Consider the following 23,170-nt stretch of genomic DNA (forward strand, 5'->3'; position numbering starts at 1 on the left):
AAAAGTGATATACTAGCATTAGCACAAGAGAAAGAAGAGTGCTAAAAGGAGTGATTGCGATGAATAGTGAAAAATGGACAGAAGCCATGCAGGAAGCATTTGGACGTGCGGCGCAGAGCGCTTTATCTCTTAATCAGCAGATTGTAGATGTTGAACATCTCATGTATGCATTATTAGAAGATAGTTCTGGTATTTTCTATAGAGTGCTTACAAAACTCAATATTTCTATACCAGAAGTACAGGATCTACTCAATGCTGAGATAAATAAGAAACCGAGTGTAGGACAGGTCACACAGGATCAGTTACGCTTAAGTTATGATTTGAATAGCTGGATTGCGAATGCGGAAAGAATTAAGACAGAGTATAAAGATGACTATATGAGTGTAGAACATCTTATTCTCGCACTGTTTAATTCGCAAGGTACCTTTATCCGAAACTTCGTATCTCGTTATCATCTAGATAAGAAAGTAGTAGAAAAAATCATTAAGGAAATGAGAGGAGGACATAAAGTGGATACTCCAAACCCAGAAAATAATTATGAAGTATTAGAAAAATATGGACGTGATCTTGTTAAAGATGTTAAAGATGGCAAGATTGATCCAGTTATTGGACGTGATGAAGAAATCAGACGTGTGATTCAGATCTTATCACGTAAGACAAAGAATAATCCGATTTTAATTGGTGAACCAGGTGTAGGTAAGACGGCAATTGTAGAAGGACTTGCTTGGCGTATAGTTAAGAACGATGTACCTGAAACATTAAAAGATAAAACTTTATTTGAACTTGATTTAGGTTCACTAGTGGCAGGTGCTAAATATCGTGGTGAATTTGAAGAAAGATTAAAAGCTGTTTTAAATGAAATCAAGAAATCTGAAGGACAAATCATTATGTTTATTGATGAAATCCATCAGCTAGTAGGTGCAGGTAAGACAGATGGTGCTATGGATGCGGCTAACTTATTAAAACCAATGTTAGCACGTGGTGAATTACATTGTATTGGTGCAACTACACTTGATGAATATCGTCAGTATATTGAAAAGGATGCAGCCTTAGAAAGACGTTTCCAGAAAGTATTGGTACAGGAACCTGATATTGATGATACTATTGCAATTCTAAGAGGTTTAAAGGAACCATTTGAATCTCATCATGGTGTTCAGATTCAGGATAGTGCGATTATCGCAGCGGCTCATATGAGTGATCGTTATATTACTGATCGTTTCTTGCCAGATAAAGCCATTGATTTAATTGATGAGGCATGTGCTTCAGTACGTATGGAAATTGATTCTATGCCAGAAGAATTAGATACAATTACACGTGATAAGAATCGTCTAGAGATGGAAAGAATTTCTATTGAAAAAGAAGATTCAACAGAAGACAATGAAAAGAGACTCGAAGAAATCAAAGAGAAGATTGCTTCATTAAATGAAAAGATTGCTGGATTAACTGAACAGTGGAAATCAGAAAAGTCTCAGGTGGATCATATCAAGGACTTAAAGAATCAGAAGGTTCGTCTTGAAACACAGATGGCACAATTTGAATCTCAGGGTAACCTAGAAGAAGCTTCTAAGATCAAATACCAGACTATACCAGCTATTAATAAGGAAATAGAAGACTATCAGGCAAAAGAAAATGATGATGCTCTTTTACAGGAAAAGGTTACTGTAGATACTATTTCTGAAGTTATCTCTAGATGGACAAATATTCCAGTTTCTAAGCTAATGGAATCAGAAAAAGAAAAACTATTACATCTTGAAGATATTATGAAGAAGAGAGTTATTGGTCAGGATGAAGCCATTACTAAGGTCACTGATGCAATACTTAGAAGCCGTGCTGGTATCAATGATGAAAACCGACCAATTGGTTCATTCTTATTCCTAGGTCCTACTGGTGTAGGTAAGACAGAAGTAGCGAAAACTTTAGCAGAACAGCTCTTTGATAGCGAAAAGAATATTGTACGTATCGATATGAGTGAATATATGGAGAAATATAGTGTCTCTCGTTTATTAGGTGCTCCTCCAGGATATGTAGGTTATGAAGAAGGTGGACAGTTAACTGAAGCAGTTAGACGTGCTCCATATAGTATTGTTTTATTAGATGAAATTGAAAAAGCCCATCCAGATGTCTTCAATATCTTATTACAGATTCTTGATGATGGTCGTTTAACAGATTCTAAAGGTAATGTAGTTAGCTTCAAGAATACAATTATCATTATGACTTCTAATATCGGTTCTCAGTACTTGTTGCAGGGTAATAATGAAGAAACACGTAAAGAAGTGGATAATGAATTAAAGATGCACTTCAAACCTGAATTCTTAAACCGTATTGATGAAATCGTTATGTTCAACTCACTTGATTCAAGTGTTGTTTATAAGATCATTGATAAGTTTATTCATGAACTTGAAGGCCGTCTAGAAGAAAAGAAGATTACTCTAGAAGTCACTGATGCGGCTGAAAATAGAATTGCACAGGATGCATTTGATGCAACATTTGGCGCTCGTCCAATCAAGCGTTATATCCAGTCTCATATTGAGACAATGCTTGCAAGAGAAATTATCAAAGGTACAATTCATGCCAATAGTCATGTAATCATTGATTATGATAATGGATTTGTTGCGAGAGAATCATAAAGTGTAAAAGAAGATAGAACCCCCTCTATCTTCTTTTTTTTCTATTGTCTTTTCATTGTTTCATAAAAATGTTAGAATGCTAGAGGAGAGATGACTATGCAGAGATATTTTATTAAAAACAATTATAGACAAAATGATATTATTATTGCTGATGATTCTATGTATAAGCATATGACTAAGGTTATGCGCATGGAAAAAGGCGAACATGTTATTTGCATTGATGAAGATAAGCATGTATGTTTGTGTGAAATCATAGACTTAAAACAGGGCTTATTACAGATTAAGGAAGAACTTCAGGAAAATAATGAATTGGATGTTGAAGTGACTCTAGTCTATGGGTTACCTAAGAGTGATAAATTTGAATTTGTGATTCAAAAAGCAACAGAATTAGGTGTTACACGTATTGTTCCATTACGTGCTTCTAGAAGTATTGTGAAGATGGATGAAACACGTTTTAATAAGAAAAAAGAGCGTTTTGTTCGTATTGCTCAGGAAGCAAGTGAACAATGTCATAGACAGATTGTTCCTGAAATTACGCCTCCTATTCAATTATCACAGCTTAAAGATTATTTATCTGAAGTTAATGTTGTGGCATATGAAGAAGAAAGCAAGAATGGTGAACATCATGCTTTCACGAAAGCACTTGATGCACTTCATACTTCTATTACTATTATTGTAGGACCTGAAGGAGGTTTTGATCTTCAGGAAGTAGAAAAGATGCAGGTAATGGGTGTTGTGCCATGTTCTATTGGTAATCGTATATTAAGAAGTGAAACAGCACCTTTATATATGCTAAGTGTTATTGGGTATAGAAGAGAATTGGGGGATTAATATGAACTTTATTGCAGTCATTAATAAATACAGCAGGGATACAAAGTATACTAAGACAAAGTTGTATCATTATTGTGAAGAACATAAAAAAGAACTAGAATCAATAGATATTCGTTTTAAAATCAAATCTGAAATTGATTTATTCAATATGGAAATTGTCCTACGTTCATTAGAAGGTAGAGATGCCATTGAAGGGTCTTATGATCTTTTTGCGGCAGGTCATTATGATATGTTTGAATATATCACTTATGAAGAAAAACGAAAGATGTTCAACAATGATCTCAAGAATGTTTTAGAAACGCTCCCTCATTTTTATGATGAAGAAAGTTCAAGAGATATTTATATTCCTGTCTATTCTCCTGATATTAATGGTTGGTATATCAACGATTATCAGATTCTCTTATTGAAGCAGCATGCTGAATTTGTAAAGAGTCAGAAAATCACATTAGATACCGCTTATAGATATTATGGACCTATTTTATTAGATACACCTTTTTCAAGTTTAGAAAAGATTTATGAAAATGAATCCCATATTGCTTACTATTATGAAGAATTGGGGACGATCTATTTATTTGTGAAAGAAGATTTCTCATTAATCTGCCGTATGGTCATAGGTGATGATAATCGTCATTCTAATAAGGTGTCTATCGAAGATGCGAAAGAATTAGTTAGTTATTATGAACATGGTGAATATACACAGTTCATTGAATACATGCATGATCATCAATTGATTAGTGATCATACATATAAGAAATTAAATAAGAAAGTGAAGTGAGACAATGGCAACAGTTGCTTTTCATACATTAGGCTGTAAAGTAAACAGCTATGAATCAGAGGCGATGTTAGAAATATTCAAAAAGAGAGGATATGAAACAATCGACTTCGAATCTCCTGCAGATGTATATGTTATTAATACTTGTACAGTCACAAATACAGGAGACTCTAAATCAAGACAGATGATCCGTAAGGCACATCGTACAAACCCTGAAGCAGTCATCTGCGTTGTGGGCTGTTATTCACAGGTTGCGAGTGAAGAAATCACAGGAATTGAAGGTGTTTCTGTTGTGCTAGGAACACAGCATCGTGCATCTATTGTGGACTTTGTAGAAGAATATAAGAGCACACATAAACAGATAGTTAAAATCGAAAATGTTATGAAGGTGTCTCGTTTTGAAGACTTAAGTATTCATGCATTTGAAAATAAAACAAGAGCTTTCTTGAAAATTCAAGATGGCTGTAATAACTTCTGTACATATTGTATTATTCCTTATGCACGTGGAGGCGTACGTTCTCGTCCTAAGGAAGATGTATTAAGACAGGCTCAGGAATTAGTAGACAGAGGATTTGTAGAAATCGTATTAACTGGTATTCATACAGCAGGTTATGGTGTGGATTTAGAGAATTATTCTTTTTATGACTTATTGGTAGATTTGACAACTAAGATTAAAGGATTGAAGAGATTACGTATTTCTTCTATTGAAATGAGTCAGGTCAGTGATGAGATTATCGAACTTATTGGAAAGAGTCCTATTATTGTTGATCATCTTCATATTCCAATTCAGTCTGGTACAGATTCTATTCTAAGAAGAATGGCAAGACATTATAATACAGCTGAATTTGAAAAGAAATATTTTGAATTAAAGGAAGCATTACCAGGAATCTCTATTACAACAGATGTTATTGTAGGATTCCCAGGAGAAACAGAAGAAGACTTTGTAGATACATATAACTGGATCAAGAAGCTTCATTTTAATCAGTTGCATGTTTTCCCTTACTCAAGAAGAAGAGGTACACCTGCAGACCGTATGCCTAGTCAGGTCCCAGGTGATGTTAAGAAAGAACGTGTTAGAAGACTATTAAAGTTATCTGATGAATTAAAAACAGAATTCGCATTATCTGAAATGAATAAGGAACTAGAAGTATTGATTGAAGAAGAAAAAGATGGCTATATGGTTGGTCATGCATCTAATTACTTGAAGGTTCTTGTGGCAGATACTTCTTTAAAAGAAGGACATATTTATAAAGTGAAAGTAACAGATCATCGAGGTTATGATTTAATCGGGGTGGTTTCTAGTGAAGAGGCTTAATGAGCTTTTTAAAGTTGAAAGTGATTTGAAGATTGAATCTATACATAGCGATTCTCGTTATGTAAGAAAAGATTCTATCTTCTTTTGCATTGAAGGACTTGTGACAGATGGTCATAAATATGTGGATGATGCTATTTTCCAAGGGGCTAAATGTATTGTCCATTCTAAACCATTGCGTCGTTATTATCAGGGTATTGTCTATGTTCAAGTGCCGGATGTTCTCGATGAACTCAATCGTGTGGCAGATCTTTTCTATGATCATCCCTCTTATAAGATGACAGGTATTGGTGTAACAGGCACAAGTGGCAAAACGGTAGTAGCTCGTGTTGTTGCACGCTTATTAGGTCGTTATTTAAAGATGGGCTATGTAGGAAATAATGGAATAGAATATGGAGCCACTATGATGCAGATGACAGGAACAACACCTGACCCAATCTGCCTTCATCGTAATTTCTACAACATGGTTAAGGAGAATGTGAAAGGCTTTACTCTTGAAGTATCGTCTCATGGTTTAGCTTTAAAGCGTGTTGATTCTGTAAATTTCAGTATTGTGGTTTTTACAAACGCTTATGAAGAACACATGGATTTTCATGGTACGATTGATAATCTGATGGTCTCTTATGAAAAGCTCTTTAGATTATTACAAGAAGGTGGTTATGCTATCTTAAACGCAGATGAAGTGCGCTTTAATCATTTTCTTTCAATGAATTATAAAGATTTGTCAGAACATGCAAAGATCTTAAGCTATGGTATTCATCATAAGGCAGATATTATGGCTCGTAATATTGAATATTTTATTGATCATTCAACGTTTGATATATGTATTAAGAACCGTTTATTTCATGTAGAGGTACCAATCATTGCGCCTTTTAATATTTCAAATACACTTGCAATATTGACAACACTCTATGCCTTAGAAATGACACCTGAAGAAATAGTCAATGCGATTAAATATATTCAGCCAGTAGAAGGGCGTATGGAGGTTGTACCTGTTAAACAGCCTTTCCATATTATTGTAGACTATTGCCAGCATGCACATAACTTTGAAGAAGTATTTAAGTTTGTATATGGTGTAAAGGGTAATGGTCATTTAATTGCGGTATTTGGTGCACCAGGTCGTAAAGATATTCATAAAAGAAGCAAGATTGGTGCTTTGGCTAATAAGTACTGTGATTATGTCATTTTGACAGAGCAGGATGAAAGAGACGATGATATTGAAGGAATCTGTGAACAGATTCAAGAACAGATTGTAGATCCAATTTCTGTTATCATCACCAATCGTCGTTTTGCGATTCAGCAGGCTATTGATGCAGCCTGTGCAGGAGATGTTATTCTTATCCTGGGAAAAGGCCATGAACAGTTCATGACATCTCTGGTAGGTAACACACCTTATCCTGGAGATAAATTCATTGCACAGGAGTATGCAAAACAGTTATATAATCAGGAATTGGAAGAAGAATTATAGATTTGAAATAAGTTATCAAATTACATGAATAAAAGTCAAAAAAGACTTGCATTATTTAAAATCATTGTGTATAATCATATTCGAATTTAGCGGTAAAGGGGGGAAAGTTCAATGGCAAAGACAGTAGTAAGAGAAAATGAATCTTTAGATGATGCTTTACGTCGTTTTAAGAGACAAGTTTCTAGAACAGGAACCCTTGCTGAAGCTCGTAAAAGAGAATTCTATGTTAAACCTGGTTTAAAGAGAAAAATGAAATCAGAAGCAGCTAGAAAGAACCAGAAGAAACGTCGTAGATAAGATTTATTTTTAGAAGAGTCATCTGACTCTTCTTTTTTTCAATGAAAGGATGATTTTATGGAAAAAGTAATTCAGTTGAATGGATACAGTTTAGATGCCATGCAATTGTTATGTGGTCCGCATGATGAAAATATCGCATTATTAGAAGATGAGTTTGAAAATGCAATCAATGTACGTGGTACAGATATTTATCTTGATCATAGTGATCCAGTACTAGAAAAAGTAATTCATGTACTTCTCAAACTGACTAAGAAAGATGTACGTATTTCTAAAAGAGATGTTGTATATGCTATTAAATTAGGACGCAATGGAAAACTTGATGAAATGGATTCACTTTTTGATATTCATATTGCGCGTACAAGCCATGGTAAGATCATCTATCCTAAGACTATGGGTCAATTAGAATATTATCATGCCTTAAAGGATCATGATGTTGTATTTGCGATTGGTCCAGCTGGAACTGGTAAAACATATTTATCTGTTGTATTTGCTGTACAGGCATTAAAGAATCATGAAGTACAGAAAATCATTTTAACTAGACCTGCTGTAGAAGCAGGAGAGAACCTTGGATTCCTTCCAGGGGACTTAAAAGAGAAGATTGATCCTTATCTAAGACCTCTTTATGATGCACTTTATGATATGTTAGGTGCAGAAAATACAGAAAAACTGATTGAAAAGGGTATTATTGAAATTGCACCACTTGCTTATATGCGTGGTCGTACATTAGAAGATGCTTATGTTATTCTAGATGAAGCGCAAAATACAACAGACAATCAGATGAAGATGTTCTTAACACGTCTTGGCTTCAATTCTAAGATGTGTATTACAGGGGATATTACACAGATTGACTTACCTAAACAGACAACGAATGGCTTAAAGCACGCCATGAAGATCCTAGAGGGTGTTAAAGGAATTTCTTTTGTTTACTTAACAGCGCTCGATGTTGTTCGTCATCCAGTTGTTGCTAGAATTATTGAAAAATACGATATGAACAAATAAGACTGATCGTTTCTGATCAGTCTTTATAATATTTCAGTATTTTCTTATGAGCCGTAGGAATTGTGATTTCCTCCTGCTCTTTATTTGTATAGAAGTTTATTGAATGTTTATTCGCTTTAAATATATAAACATGCATATACCATGTACGATGGCTGAACACATGTTTAAAATCCTTTAAATGAGATAATGCTTCTAATTCTATGCCATAATTTTCTTTAAATGCCTCTATAAAGGAATAAGGACTCTCTACCTCATATTGCGGGAGTAAATACATATTTTCTAGTAAACCATTTTTATTTTTAATAAGCATGACTTCATCTTCATAAACAACTATACCTGTAATATAAGAGATACTCTTCTTATTTACTTTCTTGATGTTGATAGGAAGAACTTCCTGCTTATTTGTTGAATAAGCCTGACAATGACTTTGAAGTGGGCACTCTTCACAATGAGGATGAACAGGGAGACAGATTGCATTCGCAAAATCCATAATACCTTGATTAATTTGAGCTGAATCATAACCAACGACGAGCTTGTTTCCTATCTCCGTAATTTTCTTTACAGTCTTGTTTGAGGCAATATTATCCTCTATCGCATATAATCTGCTCAATACTCTTAAAGCATTTCCATCCACTGCAATATAAGGTTTATGATAGGCAAAACTCATAATAGCACTTGCGGTATAGGGGCCTACACCAACAAGTGAGAGAATATCTTCATAATCCTTAGGAAAGTGATTCTCAATCATCTGTGCGCTCTTATGAAGATGTAATGCGCGACGATAATAGCCTAATCCCTCCCAGTATTTATAGACTTCTTCTATTGAGGCATCAGATAGGGTTTTAACATCTGGAAATCTTTCTATAAAGCGATTGTAATAGGGAATCACTGCAGTGACGGTAGTCTGCTGCAGCATGATTTCACTCACCCATATCTTATAAGGGTCGTCTATATCTCTAAAAGGGAGAACACGTTTATTCTCTTTGTACCAGTTTATTAATTCTTCTTGTATATTCATTTAAATCACCATGAGTCATTATATATTATAGGTGTATTTTTGTCTTCAAATATGCTAGAATATAAATACAAACTAATTCTTATTAGGAGGTCAATAGTATGAAACTGATAATTGCGATTGTGAATAATGATGATAGTTCAACTGTTCAGAGTGCTTTAACTGAAGGTGGTTTCTTTGTGACTAAATTAGCCACTTCAGGAGGTTTCTTGAAGAAGGGAAATACAACATTTTTCGTAGGAACAAATGATGATAAGGTAGATGGCGCTATTGAAATCATTAAAGCAAATGCCAAGAAGCGTGTCGAAAAAGAACCTACAGTTCCACCTACAGAAATGGGTGAATTCTTTACACCAATCATGGTAGATGTACTTGTTGGTGGTGCTACAGTATTTGTAGTTGATGTTGATCGATTCGAGAAAATCTAATAATTGAGAAAAAAAGGATGGTCAAACCATCCTTTTTACTTTAATATAGTCAACAGGTGATTAATATGAATGAAAATTTTGAATATAAGATTGCGACTAGAGAGGATATTGACGCAATTGTGCAGTTTCTTGCAAAAGACTATTATGAAACATCAAGGGCTTTAAAAGACCCATGTAAGATGATTTTTCTTGCATATAGTGGAGAAGTGATTGTAGGCATACTTGAACTACTTGATTTGTCTAATATTTCTTTTGTTTATGTATCTGATGATTATCAGGATACACTTGTACAGGAAGAACTTCTTGAACTAGCTGAAAGATTTGTGACAAAAGAATTAACTGCTTATACAGATGAAGAACATCTTTCTTTCTTTAAACAGCATGATTATGTAGTAGATGTAGAATCAAATGGTCGTTATTTATTGAAGAAGACTATTCCAGTGCTTCCTCGTTTTAGTGATTATGATCAGGTATTAGAATTTATAGAAGCACAAAAGGACCGTGTTTATTCTTTAACGAACTTTAAGAACTTCATGTATGACTTCTATGATCCACAGACTAAGTTGACTTGTGTTCATATTGGTGGGACAAATGGAAAAGGTTCTACAACAAACTATACAAAAGAAGTTCTTAAATGTGCCGGCTATAAAGTAGGGACATTTACATCTCCAGCTTTAGTGAATCGTTTAGATATTATTCGAGTGGATGATGAACCTATTGATGAAGCAACTATTGTAAGATATGCCAATCGTTATATGGATGACTGGATGGCATATGAGCTTTCTAAGTTTGAAATAGAAGTGTTTATTGCGGTGATGTACTTTATTGAACAGGGTGTCGATATTGCCTTATTTGAAGTAGGTCTAGGCGGTACACTTGATGCGACAAATATCATTTCGCCAATACTTTCTGTTAATACAAATATCGGTTTAGATCATGTCAACTTTCTAGGTAACACATATGCGAGTATTGCAAGAAGTAAAGCAGGAATCATTAAACGTGGTATTCCTTATATGACAGCGGAAAGAAGACCTGAATGTTTAGAGGTCTTCTATGAAGAAGCACATAAGCATCATTCTTATGTAATAGAAATAAGAAAACCTAAACGTGTTTATTATGGAGCCTCTATTTCTTATGATTATCATGGATATCATATTGATTTGTCTACATCAGCTCACTATCAGGTCACTAATAGTGCACTTGCGATTAATATTCTAGAATATATTAGAAAAGAATTTCCATTCAAGGATGCAGATCTAGAAAAAGGAATGCATGATGCAGTATGGGAAGGCCGTTTTGAAACAATTCACAAAAATCCATTAATTATTGTAGATGGGGCACATAATAGAGAGGGAATGGATGCCTTCTTTGAAAGTGCTCGTGATTTTAGTGATATCAAGATTATTTTTTCAGCTTTAGGTGACAAGGATACACATCATATGTTAGAGACGTTGTTATCTTTATCAAAGGATATTACAGTCACACAATTTGATCATCCTCGTCGTGCAACGGCTCAACAACTTGCTGAAGATTTCCCAGTCAAAATTGATGAAGACTGGAAACATGCCGTAGACGAGGCATATAGTCATAAAGGTGTTGTGTTTATTACAGGTTCTCTTTATTTTATCTCAAAAGTGAGACAATATATTTTATCTAAATAATGAAAAAATATATTAAATATGCATGGCCTGATGAGGTCATTCATGCATTAGGTGATATGGGGATGATTGCACCTGGTATTGTTCAGAAGCAGTCCTATCGTTTGATTGAAAAGAGCCAGTCTTTTATATTGAATATAGATTCAACAAAAGACCGTCTCTTATCTATCATCCCGCCACTGCTTGCCTCAATGATTCATGAAGAGAAGACACAGATCATTCTTCTTGGACATAAAGAAGAACTGCTTTCTTCTTCTTTTGATATGAGAGAATACAATAAATACACACAATATCGTTTTATTACGTCCTATCCAGGAACCAATACCTTTGAAGAATGCCAGACGATTCATAATGGAATAGATATCCTCTTTACGACACCTACCAAATTATTGGAATATATTAGAAGAAAGGTCATTGATACCAACTTTGTATCTTATCTGATTTATCAGGAATCCAATCAATTTTCTAATGAAGAAATAAGAGAAATTAAAGAAATCAAGAAGCATATGCCCCTTGATTGTGCCAGCATTCTATATGGTCTTAATCATCATAAAGACTTAAAAGATAATATTAAAACAACACTTCATGAATATCAGGCTACTTCTCATTGTACGCATTTCATTACAGAAGACGCTTATTTTAATTCAGAAAATAAGCAGGTGATTTTTGTGCAAAGCTATGAAGCTGTTCTTTATTATCAGAAAAAATTCAATACAGAACTTGTCATTCATCAATTTATGAATCGTGCATCTCAGTATCGCATTATGCATGAGTTCAATAAAAAAGGTGGTCTCTTGATTGTGTCAGACATAGCGTCTCGCTATTTATCTTTATGTTGTGAGACAGTTATTCATATAGGTGTTCATGATTTGTATCAATATATGAGTCATTTGACACATGTCAAAGGCGTGATGCATTCATACATCTATGATACAAATATGACAGAGAAACAACTAAAGACAGTATTAAAACATCCTGTGATTACTATTTCTAAGGAGGATTATAAAAAGAATCAGCATCTTCTTTATGAAACAATCAATAAAAACCCAGATGTGCTTTATACTCTTGAACCAGACAAATTAATTGCAATTATCCATCATTTAGCCCGATAAGAGAAAATAGTTGTTATTTTTTTAACAATAATAATTCCCTTATATAGGGCTTTTTTTTAATGTGTAATCAATTACAGAAAAGAAAGCGTTTGCAAGTAAGCCCTTACACGTGTATAATAGAAGAAGTGAAAAGACATAAGGAGGATTTAGTAGTTATGAAAAAATATGTTTACTTATTTAGCGAAGGTAACAAGGATATGCGTAATCTCCTTGGTGGTAAAGGTGCCAACCTTGCTGAAATGACAGGTATCGGTTTACCTGTTCCTCAGGGCTTTACAGTGACTACAGAAGCTTGTACACAATATTATGAAGACGGAAAAATGATCTCAGATGATATTAAAGAACAGATCGTTGAACACGTTAAAAAGCTTGAAGAAATCACTGGAAGAACTTTAGGTGATCCAAAGAACCCATTATTAGTATCTGTACGTTCTGGTGCAAGAATCTCTATGCCAGGTATGATGGATACAGTATTAAACCTTGGTTTAAATGATGAAGTTGCTAAGGAATTCGCTGCAACAACTGGAAATGAACGTTTCGTATACGATTCATATCGTCGTTTCATCCAGATGTTCGCTGACGTTGTAATGGGATTCCCAAAATCAGATTTCGAACATAAATTTGATGCAATTAAAGAAGAAAAAGGTGTTGAATTCGATACTGAATTAACAGCAGATGACTTAAAAGAAGTTGTTGCTGTATATAAAGAAGCTTATAAAGCACATGCAGGTGTTGATTTCCCACAGGAACCAATTGAACAGTTATTAGCTGCTGTTGAAGCAGTATTCGGTTCTTGGAATAATGACCGTGCCATCACTTATCGTCGTTTAAATGATATCCCAGGTTCTTGGGGTACAGCTGTAAACGTTCAGCAGATGGTTTATGGTAACAGAAGTGATAAGTCAGGTACTGGTGTTGCCTTCACTCGTAACCCAGCAACTGGTGAAAATAAATTATTCGGTGAATACTTAATGAATGCACAGGGTGAAGACGTTGTTGCTGGTATCAGAACACCTCAGCCAATTGCTACATTAAATGAAGTTATGCCAGAATGTTATGAACAGTTCCAGAAGATCTGTCATATTCTTGAAGATCATTATAAAGATATGCAGGATATGGAATTCACAATTGAAGATGGTAAGTTATTCATGTTACAGACTCGTAACGGTAAGAGAACAGCTCAGGCTGCATTAAAGATTGCTGTTGACATGGTTGAAGAAGGCATGATTAATGAAGAAGAAGCATTATTAAAGGTTGAACCAAAACAGTTAGACCAGTTATTACATCCAAACTTCGATAAAGATGATTATAAGGCTGCAAAGGCTGTTGCTACAGGTTTAGCTGCTTCTCCAGGTGCTGCTACTGGACATATCTTCTTCACAGCTGAAGATGTTCAGGAAGCGCATGCAAATGGCGTTCAGGATATGATCTTAGTACGTAATGAAACTTCTCCAGAAGATATTGAAGGTATGAACTTAGCTAAAGGTATCTTAACAGTACGTGGTGGTATGACATCTCACGCTGCAGTAGTTGCTCGTGGTATGGGTACTTGCTGTGTTGCTGGTTGTGGTGTATTAAGAGTTTCTGAAGATAAGAAGACATTAACATTACCAGATGGTACAGTATTAACTGAAGGTGATTATGTATCATTAAATGGTTCTACAGGTGAAGTATTTGCTCAGAAGATCAAGACTGTTCCTGCTGCCATCAGTGGTGATTTCGAAACTTTCATGGCTTGGGCTGATAAAGAAAGAAAATTATATGTAAGAACAAATGCTGATACTCCAAGAGATGCTAAACAGGCTGCATCATTTGGTGCTGAAGGTATCGGTTTATGCCGTACTGAACATATGTTCTTCGAAGAAGAAAGAATCTTCAACTTCAGAAGAATGATTACTGCTGAAGATGTAGAAACTCGTAAGGAAGCATTAGAAAAGATTCTTCCATACCAGAGAGGAGACTTTGAAGAATTATTCAAAGCTATGGATGGATATAGTGTTAATATCCGTTTCTTAGATCCACCTCTACATGAATTCTTACCTCATACTGATGAAGAAATCAAACCATTAGCTGAAAGCTTAGGTATGACTTTCGAAGCATTAAAGGAAAGAGTAGAATCATTAAAAGAATTTAACCCAATGATGGGTCACAGAGGATGCCGTCTTGCTGTTACTTATCCAGAAATCGCTGAAATGCAGACAAGAGCTGTAATCGAAGCTGCAATCAACGTAACTAAGGAAACAGGACATACAGTCACTCCAGAAATCATGATCCCATTAGTTGGTGATGTTAAAGAATTAAAGTATGTAAAGAATGTAGTTGTTAAGACTGCTGATAAGTTAATTGCTGAAAGCGGATTAGACATGAAATATGAAGTTGGTACTATGATTGAAATTCCAAGAGCTGCAATCACAGCTGATAAGATTGCAACTGAAGCTGAATTCTTCTCATTTGGTACAAATGACTTAACTCAGATGACATTCGGTTTCTCAAGAGATGATGCTGCTAAGTTCTTAGGCGATTACTATTCTAAGAATATCTATGAACATGATCCATTCGCTACTGTTGACCAGGAAGGCGTTGGAGAATTAATGAAGATTGCATCTGAAAAGGGAAGATCAACTCGTCCTGATATCAGACTTGGTATCTGTGGTGAACATGGTGGCGATCCAAAGACAGTAGAATTCTGCCATAAGATCGGATTAACTTATGTATCTTGCTCACCTTACCGTGTACCAATCGCAAGACTTGCTGCTGCTCAGGCTGCTGTTAAAGAAAAAATGGGTATTTTGTAATAACTACTTATCCTTTCACTAGGCCGTTCGTAAGAACGGCCACTTTTTTATCTAAATTTTCTATGGTATAATGTCACTTAAGAAGGAATATAAGAATATGAAATTACAACTAACATTAAACAGTCTTGCCTTGATATTATGCTGTGGTGATTTGATTCCAAGTTCTCTGCAGCCTTTGAATACTGAAGAATGGCAGGAAATTGAGAAAAAATTGAAATCTACTAATAAAGAACCGAGCATGATTACTGGCATGAGTTATGATACTTTAACTCAGATTATTGGACTTGATGCTTTTACAGCGCGCAAGATAGAAAAAAGGCAGAAATTATTGCCTGATCTCTTTTATGCGCTTCAGAATCTAGAAAGCCAGAATATTGGTGTTACTACTATTTATGAAGAAGATTATCCAGCTTGTTTAAGAGTGCTTGGAAGCAAGATGCCCTTAGTAATAAGTTATATAGGTGATCTCTCTTTAAGTTATGGTGTTAATATTTCAGTTGCTGGTCCACAGGTGATGAATAAGACAATGCGTCATGTCACTAAGGAAATCATGAAGAAGGTTTCTAAGGAAGGTTATACCCTTGTTGTGGGTGGATCAAAAGGTGTGGAGGAGTTAGCTTTAAGAACTCATTTAACGAATAATGGGAATGCTGTTTTATTTGTCGCAGATCATATGTTTGATAAAATCAGACTCTATTCTAAATATTTAAAACAGAATAAACTTCTGATTATGAGTGCCAATGACCCTTATGCTTTATTTGATGTGACACATGCACTAGATAAGAATCTTTATATCTGTGGTATGGTCTTTGCACAAGTGGTTACAGGAACTCATATTGGTAGTGGACCTGTCTGGTTTACATCTATTCAGAATATTCATTCTCACTGGACAAGACAACTTGTCTATGAAACATTGGACTATAGCGGTAATATTAGACTGATTGAAATGGGAGAAGCACATTTTACTGATGAAGATTTGAAATCGGATGTCACTCTAGCAGAAGTATTAGATAATCATGAAACTATTATTAAAAAGGATGATCCAAGTATTGATCAGATGACAATATTTGAATTTATTGAGGATAAGCATGAATAATATAAAAAAATATCCAGTAACATATACATTGCTTGCTTTATGTATAATGACTTATATAGCGACAACATTATTATTGAGTATTGATATGAATGCCATGCAGGGCTTAGCGGCAGGAGGATTCAATCCTTATTATGTTCATGTCACACATCAATACTATCGTTTGATTACGGCCAATTTCATTCATTTTGGCCTGATGCATATTGTAGTTAACTGTTACTCATTATTTGATTTAAGTTGCTTTGCTGAATATTTAATAGGAACTAAAAAGTATATAATAGTGATACTCGCATCTATGCTTTCTACCACTGGTCTTCCTTATATTGCTTATTTATTATTTGGCACAGGAGCACATACAGTAAGCGGTGGTGTCAGTGGGGTCATTTTTGGAATCATTGGAGCTATTGGTGCTCTTTATCTATTCTTTCCCTCACAGCTTCGCGACATTGCAAGAAGCTTAGGGATGAATGTTTTATTAATGTTGTTTATATCTTTTGTTGTTCCAACAATATCTTTATCTGGTCATGTGAGCGGTCTGATCGGTGGTTTTGTGTCTGCTTATATTATTCTATATATAAATAAAAGAAAACGTGAGAAGTTCTTACATAGTTCATAATGTCTTGATATACTGAATCCACGAGGTGAGTCTATGAATATTGCGATTGTCTACAGTCATAAAAGTAAATATGCACAACAACTTGCAACCATGATGGCAAAAACTGCAAGAACACAGGCAATTTCATTTCAAGACTACGATTTTGATGCTTGTGTAGATCTTCTTGTTCTTGGATTTGATTGTCCATACTTTGGTAAACCAAAAGAAGTAGAACAGTTTGTCATGAAGCTCAACCGTGATCATGTGAAGAATATTGCTTTATTTTCTACATTTATGTTTTCTTCAAAGGCGCTTGATGATATATCTGATTTATGCATGAGGCAGGATCTGCCTCTTATGCGTGAACAATATTGCTGTAAGCTGCCAATAGAACTTAAATGTCAATTATCGGATAATGCAATCAATGGTGGAATCGTCTATGTGAATGATATGATTAATATATGTAGAGATTATTACTAGACAGCGTATGCTGTCTTTTAAAATGCAAAAAAAATACTCCGTGAGGAGTATTATTCAATCACCATTGCGTTTGGAATGGGTGCTTTTGGATCTTCTTTATTAAAATGATCATAATAAAGAATACCTTCAAAATGATCTAATTCATGCTGTAAACAGATGGCAGTAAAGCCTCTTGCAACAATAGTCACTTCCTGATCGGTTAAGGCATCATAGCCTTTTACAGTAACTTTAGCGCTTCTAGGAACTATACCAGGCTGGTCTTCAGGAACAGATAAGCATCCTTCACCATTCTTTAAATAGGCGACCTTTACTGTACTTGCAACAATACGTGGATTAACAAGTGCCCACTGATCGCACTTTACAATATTGCCTTCTTCATCTACTGCAGGAATATAAATAGCACACATTCTCTTTGGAATACCAATCTGAATAGCGGCAATACCTACACCAGGTCTTAAATCATACTTTTCAGCTTTTTCTTCATCCTGAGAATCTACAAGATATTGATACATTTCCATTAAAGTATGACGGTCTTCATCACTTAATGGTAAAGTCACTTCTTTAGATTTTTCACGAATTAAAGGATTTTTATCATCAATTACATTTTTCATGCTTAACATACTTCGTTTCACCTCTGTGTCATTCTGACTACTCCCACGGGCAAGCTCGTGGGGTTCTTACTGTCAAGTTTAGCTTGTAATCGTACATCATTTTCAGACTTTGGAATACAAGTATAAATCTATTTAAGTAAGAACTTCTATTACCAAGCAGTCCAACGACCACATTAATGGTAAATTTCTATCTTTCGATAAGGAAGTATAATCAGTCTCCCTGATGTTTATTTTATACTATTTTGATTCCACTATTCAATACTTTGATTCTATTAATCTTAATTCTTTTAATTAAGGCTTCTTCCTTACTGTAACACTTTTCAAATTCTGAAATACATCTGTCTCTATCTATATTCTTAGTCCGGTAGTCATAGCAGTACAACAGAAATAATGAATACCAATCTCGTTGTACTAGAGTTCCATCGGCTAAATGATACATCCTATCAGATAATTTCTTCTTTATGTAATCATCTGCGGTATGGTCATATTGTGATGCTCTATAATCATTAGACATATCTATATATGTATCACCTGTGGTCTTGAATTTTTCTTTTACAGCAGCCTGAACCCAGAAGAGCATCTATTCTTTATAGATTTACCAAAAAGTTTTTTCTTATTAGCTCCTCTTTTGCAAATGGGTGGTGATTATTCGCTTATTTACTATGTTTAGAGCTCATTGCATCTCGATATCGCACTCTTTTTGGCGACAAAACTGCCATTTCTATAAATTTTAATACCTTATCGTACTTATCCTTTGGATCATTCATAATGAACCAAAATAGATTCAGCCAGTCTTGGAGGTGTTCTCTGTCATAAGCTCCGTGATTTCTTATGAATTGTTTCAATAATAAATGAAGATTATTAACTGGATATAATGGGTTGTCTTTATCTGGTAAACCTTTTGTTTCTCTTGTAGAGTATACTTTGCTTTCCAGTTCTAATTCTTCAATCAATATACTGTGAGAATGCTCATCATCATGCACTAATATAGAGCCTCTTGCAATATGCTTGCTGTATGTTTCTTTTGTTGATTTTCTTGAGGGTTTTGATGTTCCTGTAACTATAAAAATTGATTTTGTCTCATTACAGGCAACACCAACACCTATTTTATTTCTAGAAATTCCTCTTAGTTTCTTTCCATCTTTTGTCGCTAGTTTATTTTTTGTCTTTGCAAAATAGGTTTCATCTAAATACACTGTACCATCTAGTACAACATTGTCTTGTATTCCTTTTAAGACTTCAAATGTTTTAATCAGCCAATATTTACCTGTAGTTGGTGAATTTCTATTGTCGTAGGCTGTCGAATTTATAGAATGAAATTCAAACAAATGCAGTAAATACTCAATCCATTCTGAAATAGGAATCTTTTTTGAATCAAAGATTGTATTTGTCAAAGGTGTGAAGCGTTTACCACATCCTTTACAAATATATCTTTGTGTTCCGTCTTTCTTATGCCCATACTTTGTAAAATCATGAGATCCACAGAATAGACATTGTTTTATGTCTAAAGAATTTATAAATTCTATTTCTGAAACAGATGATGTTGCATGTTTAGCGTTGTACCATTCTTGAGCAGTATTTTCAACAAGCAATTGTCCTTCTGATTTCTCTTGATTTGCAGACCAAGTAAACGAACGTAAAGATGAATATTTTCTACGTTCTTTTTTATTCATTTGTATTTGGCGGTTCGGAGTTTCACGAGATGAATAACCAGAACCGCCAAGTTCCTCTTGATGGTTATTCACCTCATGAAGCTCTTCAAGAGCTTGCCTTTCTACAAGCATTCTAATTATAGCATTGCCTGTAACAAATTGCTACTTACCACCCATTTGCAAAAGAGGAGCTTTCTTATTAAACTTACGCATAAGGTCAAGAAATGTAATAATCTCGCCTTCCTCAATACAATAGATACGTGAAGGTTTTCAAGTTCTATTTTCCACTCCATAGGAATAGATATGTTTACTTGAACATTATTTGATTTTGGTCTTCCCATTGATTAAACAGTTCTTTCTGTTTTTATACATACATTATATATTTTACTTTATACAAAACTGTTAAGTAAAATTATGTGGCTTTCATCCCATAGGCAAGCCTATGGTTTTTTCGCCACTAATTTATAACAGACTCCTTCGCTTTTTCCAATTATGTATAGCCTATTTTCTTTTAAGCTTATTTCATGTATAATATTTTTAACATAGGAGGTATTTTAATATGTACGATTATCCATTAGATCCAGATTGGTCAACTGAAGAAATTATCGATGTTGTGAAACTATATAACGCAGTAGAGAAGGCTTATGAAGAAGGTATCAGTTCTAAAGAATTCATGGAACATTACCGTACTTTTACATCTATTGCAGACTCTAAATCATTACAGAAGCAATTAGATAAAGCTTTTGAAGAAGCGTCTGGTTATTCTATTTATAAAGTTTTCAAACGCGCTCAGGAAGAAGAGTGGGTTAAACTATGAACTTTGTCAAGAAGCTACAGATGATGTTTAAACGTACTGGTACAGATAAAACCATCTATGCCTGTGCGATTTTTCTTGCCTGTTTTGGGATTGTCATGATTGGTGATGCTTCTGTAGGTATGTCGGCAAGTAGAGGGTACAATTTTGCGACTATTAACTTATTGAAACAATGTGTCTTTGTTGCTGGTGGCTTTTTCTGTATGTTTCTATTTGCACGTGCCTATAAAACACGTCGCATAAGCGAAACAATCATGCTTTCAGCTTATGTGATATGTATACTCATGATGCTTGCCTGTCTTATGTGGACAATTAATAACTCCCATGCCTGGATCAAGATAGGTCCTATTACTATTCAGCCTGTTGAGTTTATGAAACTTGTTATGATTATTATATTGAGCTATATATTTGGTGTTTTACCTGATCAAGTCCGTATCTCAAATCGCTTATCAGCTGAAAAAAGAAAAAAACTCGTTCGTCGTAAATTTGTGCTTTGTGTTGCTTTTCCTGCACTTCTCGTTTTTTTCGCATTTTTTATCTGCTGGAAAGTTCAGAAGGATATGGGAAGTGGCTTGATTCTACTCGTCATGTCTGCCTGTCTGTTCTTTGCGACTCCATCTCAATATTATCGTCCTTATAAGATTATTGGATTATTTCTTGTATTTCTTGCAGTACTTGTCTTTATCTTATTTCATGAACATTTCTTAAAAGGTCATCAGATGGCACGTATTGCTTCTTGGCTGAATCCATTAAAAGATATTTATGGATCCAACTATCAGATTATCAATGGTTTTGTAGGCTATACAAATGGCGGCTTGATTGGTCGTGGCTTCGGAAATTCTATTATGAAATTCGGTTATATTCCGGAAGCACAGAACGATTTTATTTCCTCTATTATTGTGGAAGAATTAGGACTAGTGGGCTTTGCGGCATTCTTTATTCCTTACTCTATTATTATCTATAGATTATTTAGATATGCTTTCTGTATGAAAGAATCAAGAGATAAACTTACTCTTATTGGTATCGCAAGCTACTTCTTTGTACATTTAATGGTCAATGTAGGTGGTGTATCTGGTCTTATTCCAATGACTGGGGTACCTTTACTATTAATTAGTGCCGGTGGTACATCGACTTTAATGGCTTTAACTTGTATTGGTGTGGCTCAGGCTCTTATTGCGAAATATAATCGTGAAAAGAAGCAGGAGGCTATTGAGAAATCATTATGATTTATGAATCAATTAATGAACTTATAGAAGCAATTAAAGAAGAAGAGTGCTTCAAGTCATATCATGATTCACTTCAAGTATTTAAATTACCTGAGGTTGAGTCTTTGATGCGTGAAATGAATCGCTTAAATGAAGAAAAAGAAGATTTAGCACGTTTTGGCCCTTATTGTGATACGAAAGAGCTTCAGGAACGTATCACAAATATAAGAAGAGAACTCTACAGTATACCAGAGATGAATGCATATTTGAGTGCTTATGGTGAACTCAATGAAATGTTAGATGACATCACTACAATTGTCTTTGATGATATCAGTGATGAACTCGCAAAGGGAAGGATAGGAAGAAGTTATGCGCGTTATAGCAGGTAAATATAAAAGCAGACAGCTAAAGGCGGTGCCTTCTAAGCTGACACGTCCTACAACAGATAAAAATAAAGAGAATCTTTATAATATGATTGGTCCTTATTTTGATGGAGGAATCTGTCTTGACTTATTTGCAGGAAGTGGCGGACTTGGCATTGAAGCGTTAAGCCGAGGAATGGATGAACTTTATGCAGTAGATAAACAATATAAGGCATTTCAAGTTATTAGAGAGAATATTAATAATTTAAAGATTACGAATGCACATGTGATGAAAGCCGATTATCGTAAGGCTTTAGGAACTTTTAAGGAAGAAGGCATTCAGTTTAGTCTTGTTTTATTAGATCCACCTTATGGTATGAAGATTAATAAGGATATTATTCATACACTTAAGGATAATGGAAACTTGAAGGATGGTTGTATTCTCGTGATAGAAGATTTAACTGAAGAGAAGCTTGAATACGAAGCACCTTTTAGACTTATTAAAGAAAACAATTATGGTATCACATGTCTTCAAATCGTGAAATATGAGGGGGCTTCATCTTGATAAAGGCAGTATATACGGGAACATTTGATCCTGTCACAAATGGACATCTTGATATTATTGAACGTGCTTCTAAGATGTATGATGTACTTTATGTGACTATTTTTATTAATCCACATAAGACATGCTTATTTTCTGTAGAAGAACGTATAGAAATGTTAAGAGAAGCAACAAAACAGTTTCCTAATGTTGTCATTGACGAAAGCAGTGCTCTTGCTGTAGAGTATGCAAGGGAAGTGGGAGCGCAGGTGCTTGTACGTGGTTTGCGTGCAACAGAAGACTATAACTATGAGTCTTTGATGTGCTTTACAAACCAGTATTTAGATGAAGGCATTGAAACAGTCTTCTTAATGACTCGACTTGCTTATACATTTGTCTCTTCATCATTTGTGAAGGAGATTGTATCTCATAATCATAGTGTTGAAGGTCTTGTACCAGCATGTGTTGAAGAAAAACTAATTAAAAAATACAGGGGGTAGATT

23 protein-coding genes are annotated in these 23,170 nt (G+C 34.7%); 19 read left to right on the plus strand and 4 right to left on the minus strand.

The window, feature by feature from the left end; genetic code table 11:
* Positions 1-59: 59 nt before the first annotated feature.
* The 7 genes from clpB (at position 60) to NQ499_RS05060 (ending at position 8,306) form a co-directional block, all read left to right on the plus strand.
* Positions 60-2,627, plus strand: a complete 2,568-nt coding sequence (gene clpB, locus NQ499_RS05030) for an ATP-dependent chaperone ClpB (RefSeq protein ID WP_040389722.1) — start codon at positions 60-62, stop codon at positions 2,625-2,627.
* Positions 2,628-2,723: 96 nt separating this feature from the next.
* Positions 2,724-3,458 carry an RsmE family RNA methyltransferase gene (locus NQ499_RS05035; RefSeq protein ID WP_006505135.1) on the plus strand — a complete coding sequence of 245 codons (735 nt, stop codon included), beginning with the start codon at positions 2,724-2,726 and terminating at the stop codon, positions 3,456-3,458.
* Between the two features lies 1 nt (position 3,459).
* The gene (locus tag NQ499_RS05040; RefSeq protein WP_040389723.1) at positions 3,460-4,233 is read left to right on the plus strand and encodes a hypothetical protein; all 774 of its coding nucleotides are present in this window, start codon (positions 3,460-3,462) and stop codon (positions 4,231-4,233) included.
* Between the two features lie 4 nt (positions 4,234-4,237).
* A complete protein-coding gene (gene mtaB / locus NQ499_RS05045) occupies positions 4,238-5,545 on the plus strand; it encodes a tRNA (N(6)-L-threonylcarbamoyladenosine(37)-C(2))-methylthiotransferase MtaB (protein WP_006505137.1) in 1,308 nt (435 codons plus the stop codon).
* Positions 5,532-7,010 carry a UDP-N-acetylmuramoyl-L-alanyl-D-glutamate--2,6-diaminopimelate ligase gene (locus NQ499_RS05050; protein ID WP_006505138.1) on the plus strand — a complete coding sequence of 493 codons (1,479 nt, stop codon included), beginning with the start codon at positions 5,532-5,534 and terminating at the stop codon, positions 7,008-7,010. Before mtaB ends, NQ499_RS05050 begins: the two co-directional genes overlap by 14 nt.
* A 111-nt stretch (positions 7,011-7,121) precedes the next feature.
* Entirely contained in the window at positions 7,122-7,307 is a 186-nt protein-coding gene (rpsU, locus tag NQ499_RS05055; protein WP_006505139.1) for a 30S ribosomal protein S21, read from the plus strand.
* A 57-nt stretch (positions 7,308-7,364) separates the two neighbouring features.
* Positions 7,365-8,306, plus strand: coding sequence for a PhoH family protein (locus tag NQ499_RS05060; protein WP_006505140.1), 942 nt, complete (start codon positions 7,365-7,367; stop codon positions 8,304-8,306).
* Between the two features lie 16 nt (positions 8,307-8,322).
* On the opposite strand, the gene NQ499_RS05065 is transcribed toward NQ499_RS05060, so the two are convergent.
* Positions 8,323-9,324, minus strand: coding sequence for an A/G-specific adenine glycosylase (locus tag NQ499_RS05065; RefSeq protein WP_006505141.1), 1,002 nt, complete (start codon positions 9,322-9,324; stop codon positions 8,323-8,325).
* A 98-nt stretch (positions 9,325-9,422) separates the two neighbouring features.
* Between NQ499_RS05065 and NQ499_RS05070 the strand changes: the two genes are divergently transcribed.
* From NQ499_RS05070 to NQ499_RS05100, 7 genes are all read left to right on the plus strand, one after another.
* Positions 9,423-9,749, plus strand: coding sequence for a cyclic-di-AMP receptor (locus tag NQ499_RS05070; protein WP_006505142.1), 327 nt, complete (start codon positions 9,423-9,425; stop codon positions 9,747-9,749).
* A gap of 65 nt (positions 9,750-9,814) precedes the next feature.
* Entirely contained in the window at positions 9,815-11,410 is a 1,596-nt protein-coding gene (locus NQ499_RS05075) for a glutamate ligase domain-containing protein (RefSeq protein WP_006505143.1), read from the plus strand.
* On the plus strand, positions 11,410-12,519 hold the full coding sequence (locus NQ499_RS05080; RefSeq protein WP_006505144.1) for a DEAD/DEAH box helicase: 1,110 nt from the start codon (positions 11,410-11,412) through the stop codon (positions 12,517-12,519). Before NQ499_RS05075 ends, NQ499_RS05080 begins: the two co-directional genes overlap by 1 nt.
* A gap of 155 nt (positions 12,520-12,674) precedes the next feature.
* Positions 12,675-15,314: a pyruvate, phosphate dikinase gene (gene ppdK / locus NQ499_RS05085; RefSeq protein ID WP_040389724.1), complete on the plus strand. Its 2,640-nt coding sequence runs from the start codon at positions 12,675-12,677 to the stop codon at positions 15,312-15,314.
* Positions 15,315-15,411: 97 nt separating this feature from the next.
* A complete protein-coding gene (locus tag NQ499_RS05090) occupies positions 15,412-16,410 on the plus strand; it encodes a DNA-processing protein DprA (protein ID WP_040389725.1) in 999 nt (332 codons plus the stop codon).
* On the plus strand, positions 16,403-17,023 hold the full coding sequence (locus NQ499_RS05095) for a rhomboid family intramembrane serine protease (protein WP_006505147.1): 621 nt from the start codon (positions 16,403-16,405) through the stop codon (positions 17,021-17,023). The genes NQ499_RS05090 and NQ499_RS05095 overlap by 8 nt, the downstream gene beginning before the upstream one ends.
* A 33-nt stretch (positions 17,024-17,056) precedes the next feature.
* Complete coding sequence (locus NQ499_RS05100) at positions 17,057-17,482, plus strand: hypothetical protein (RefSeq protein WP_006505148.1); 426 nt, start codon at positions 17,057-17,059, stop codon at positions 17,480-17,482.
* A 50-nt stretch (positions 17,483-17,532) separates the two neighbouring features.
* Here NQ499_RS05100 and def read toward each other — a convergent pair whose 3' ends face one another.
* The 3 genes from def to NQ499_RS05115 form a co-directional block, all read right to left on the minus strand.
* On the minus strand, positions 17,533-18,102 hold the full coding sequence (gene def, locus NQ499_RS05105) for a peptide deformylase (protein ID WP_040389726.1): 570 nt from the start codon (positions 18,100-18,102) through the stop codon (positions 17,533-17,535).
* A gap of 223 nt (positions 18,103-18,325) precedes the next feature.
* Positions 18,326-18,673, minus strand: a complete 348-nt coding sequence (locus tag NQ499_RS05110) for a hypothetical protein (protein ID WP_259848643.1) — start codon at positions 18,671-18,673, stop codon at positions 18,326-18,328.
* A 73-nt stretch (positions 18,674-18,746) separates the two neighbouring features.
* A complete protein-coding gene (locus NQ499_RS05115; protein ID WP_259848649.1) occupies positions 18,747-19,877 on the minus strand; it encodes an IS1/IS1595 family N-terminal zinc-binding domain-containing protein in 1,131 nt (376 codons plus the stop codon).
* A 427-nt stretch (positions 19,878-20,304) separates the two neighbouring features.
* On the opposite strand from NQ499_RS05115, the gene NQ499_RS05120 reads away from it, so the two are divergent.
* From NQ499_RS05120 to coaD, 5 genes are read left to right on the plus strand one after another with little or no spacing between them, the layout of a single operon-like run.
* A complete protein-coding gene (locus NQ499_RS05120) occupies positions 20,305-20,562 on the plus strand; it encodes a UPF0223 family protein (protein WP_006506616.1) in 258 nt (85 codons plus the stop codon).
* Positions 20,559-21,785, plus strand: coding sequence for an FtsW/RodA/SpoVE family cell cycle protein (locus NQ499_RS05125; protein WP_006506615.1), 1,227 nt, complete (start codon positions 20,559-20,561; stop codon positions 21,783-21,785). The genes NQ499_RS05120 and NQ499_RS05125 overlap by 4 nt, the downstream gene beginning before the upstream one ends.
* Positions 21,782-22,153 (plus strand): YlbF family regulator, encoded by a 372-nt coding sequence (locus NQ499_RS05130; RefSeq protein WP_006506614.1) that lies wholly within the window; start codon positions 21,782-21,784, stop codon positions 22,151-22,153. The genes NQ499_RS05125 and NQ499_RS05130 overlap by 4 nt, the downstream gene beginning before the upstream one ends.
* Positions 22,134-22,691, plus strand: a complete 558-nt coding sequence (gene rsmD, locus NQ499_RS05135; protein ID WP_006506613.1) for a 16S rRNA (guanine(966)-N(2))-methyltransferase RsmD — start codon at positions 22,134-22,136, stop codon at positions 22,689-22,691. The genes NQ499_RS05130 and rsmD overlap by 20 nt, the downstream gene beginning before the upstream one ends.
* Positions 22,688-23,167: a pantetheine-phosphate adenylyltransferase gene (gene coaD / locus NQ499_RS05140; protein WP_006506612.1), complete on the plus strand. Its 480-nt coding sequence runs from the start codon at positions 22,688-22,690 to the stop codon at positions 23,165-23,167. Before rsmD ends, coaD begins: the two co-directional genes overlap by 4 nt.
* Positions 23,168-23,170 lie beyond the last annotated feature (3 nt).

Source organism: Catenibacterium mitsuokai (assembly GCF_025148785.1).
In the GTDB taxonomy this organism is placed as follows: Bacteria; Bacillota_I; Bacilli_A; order Erysipelotrichales; family Coprobacillaceae; genus Catenibacterium; species Catenibacterium mitsuoka.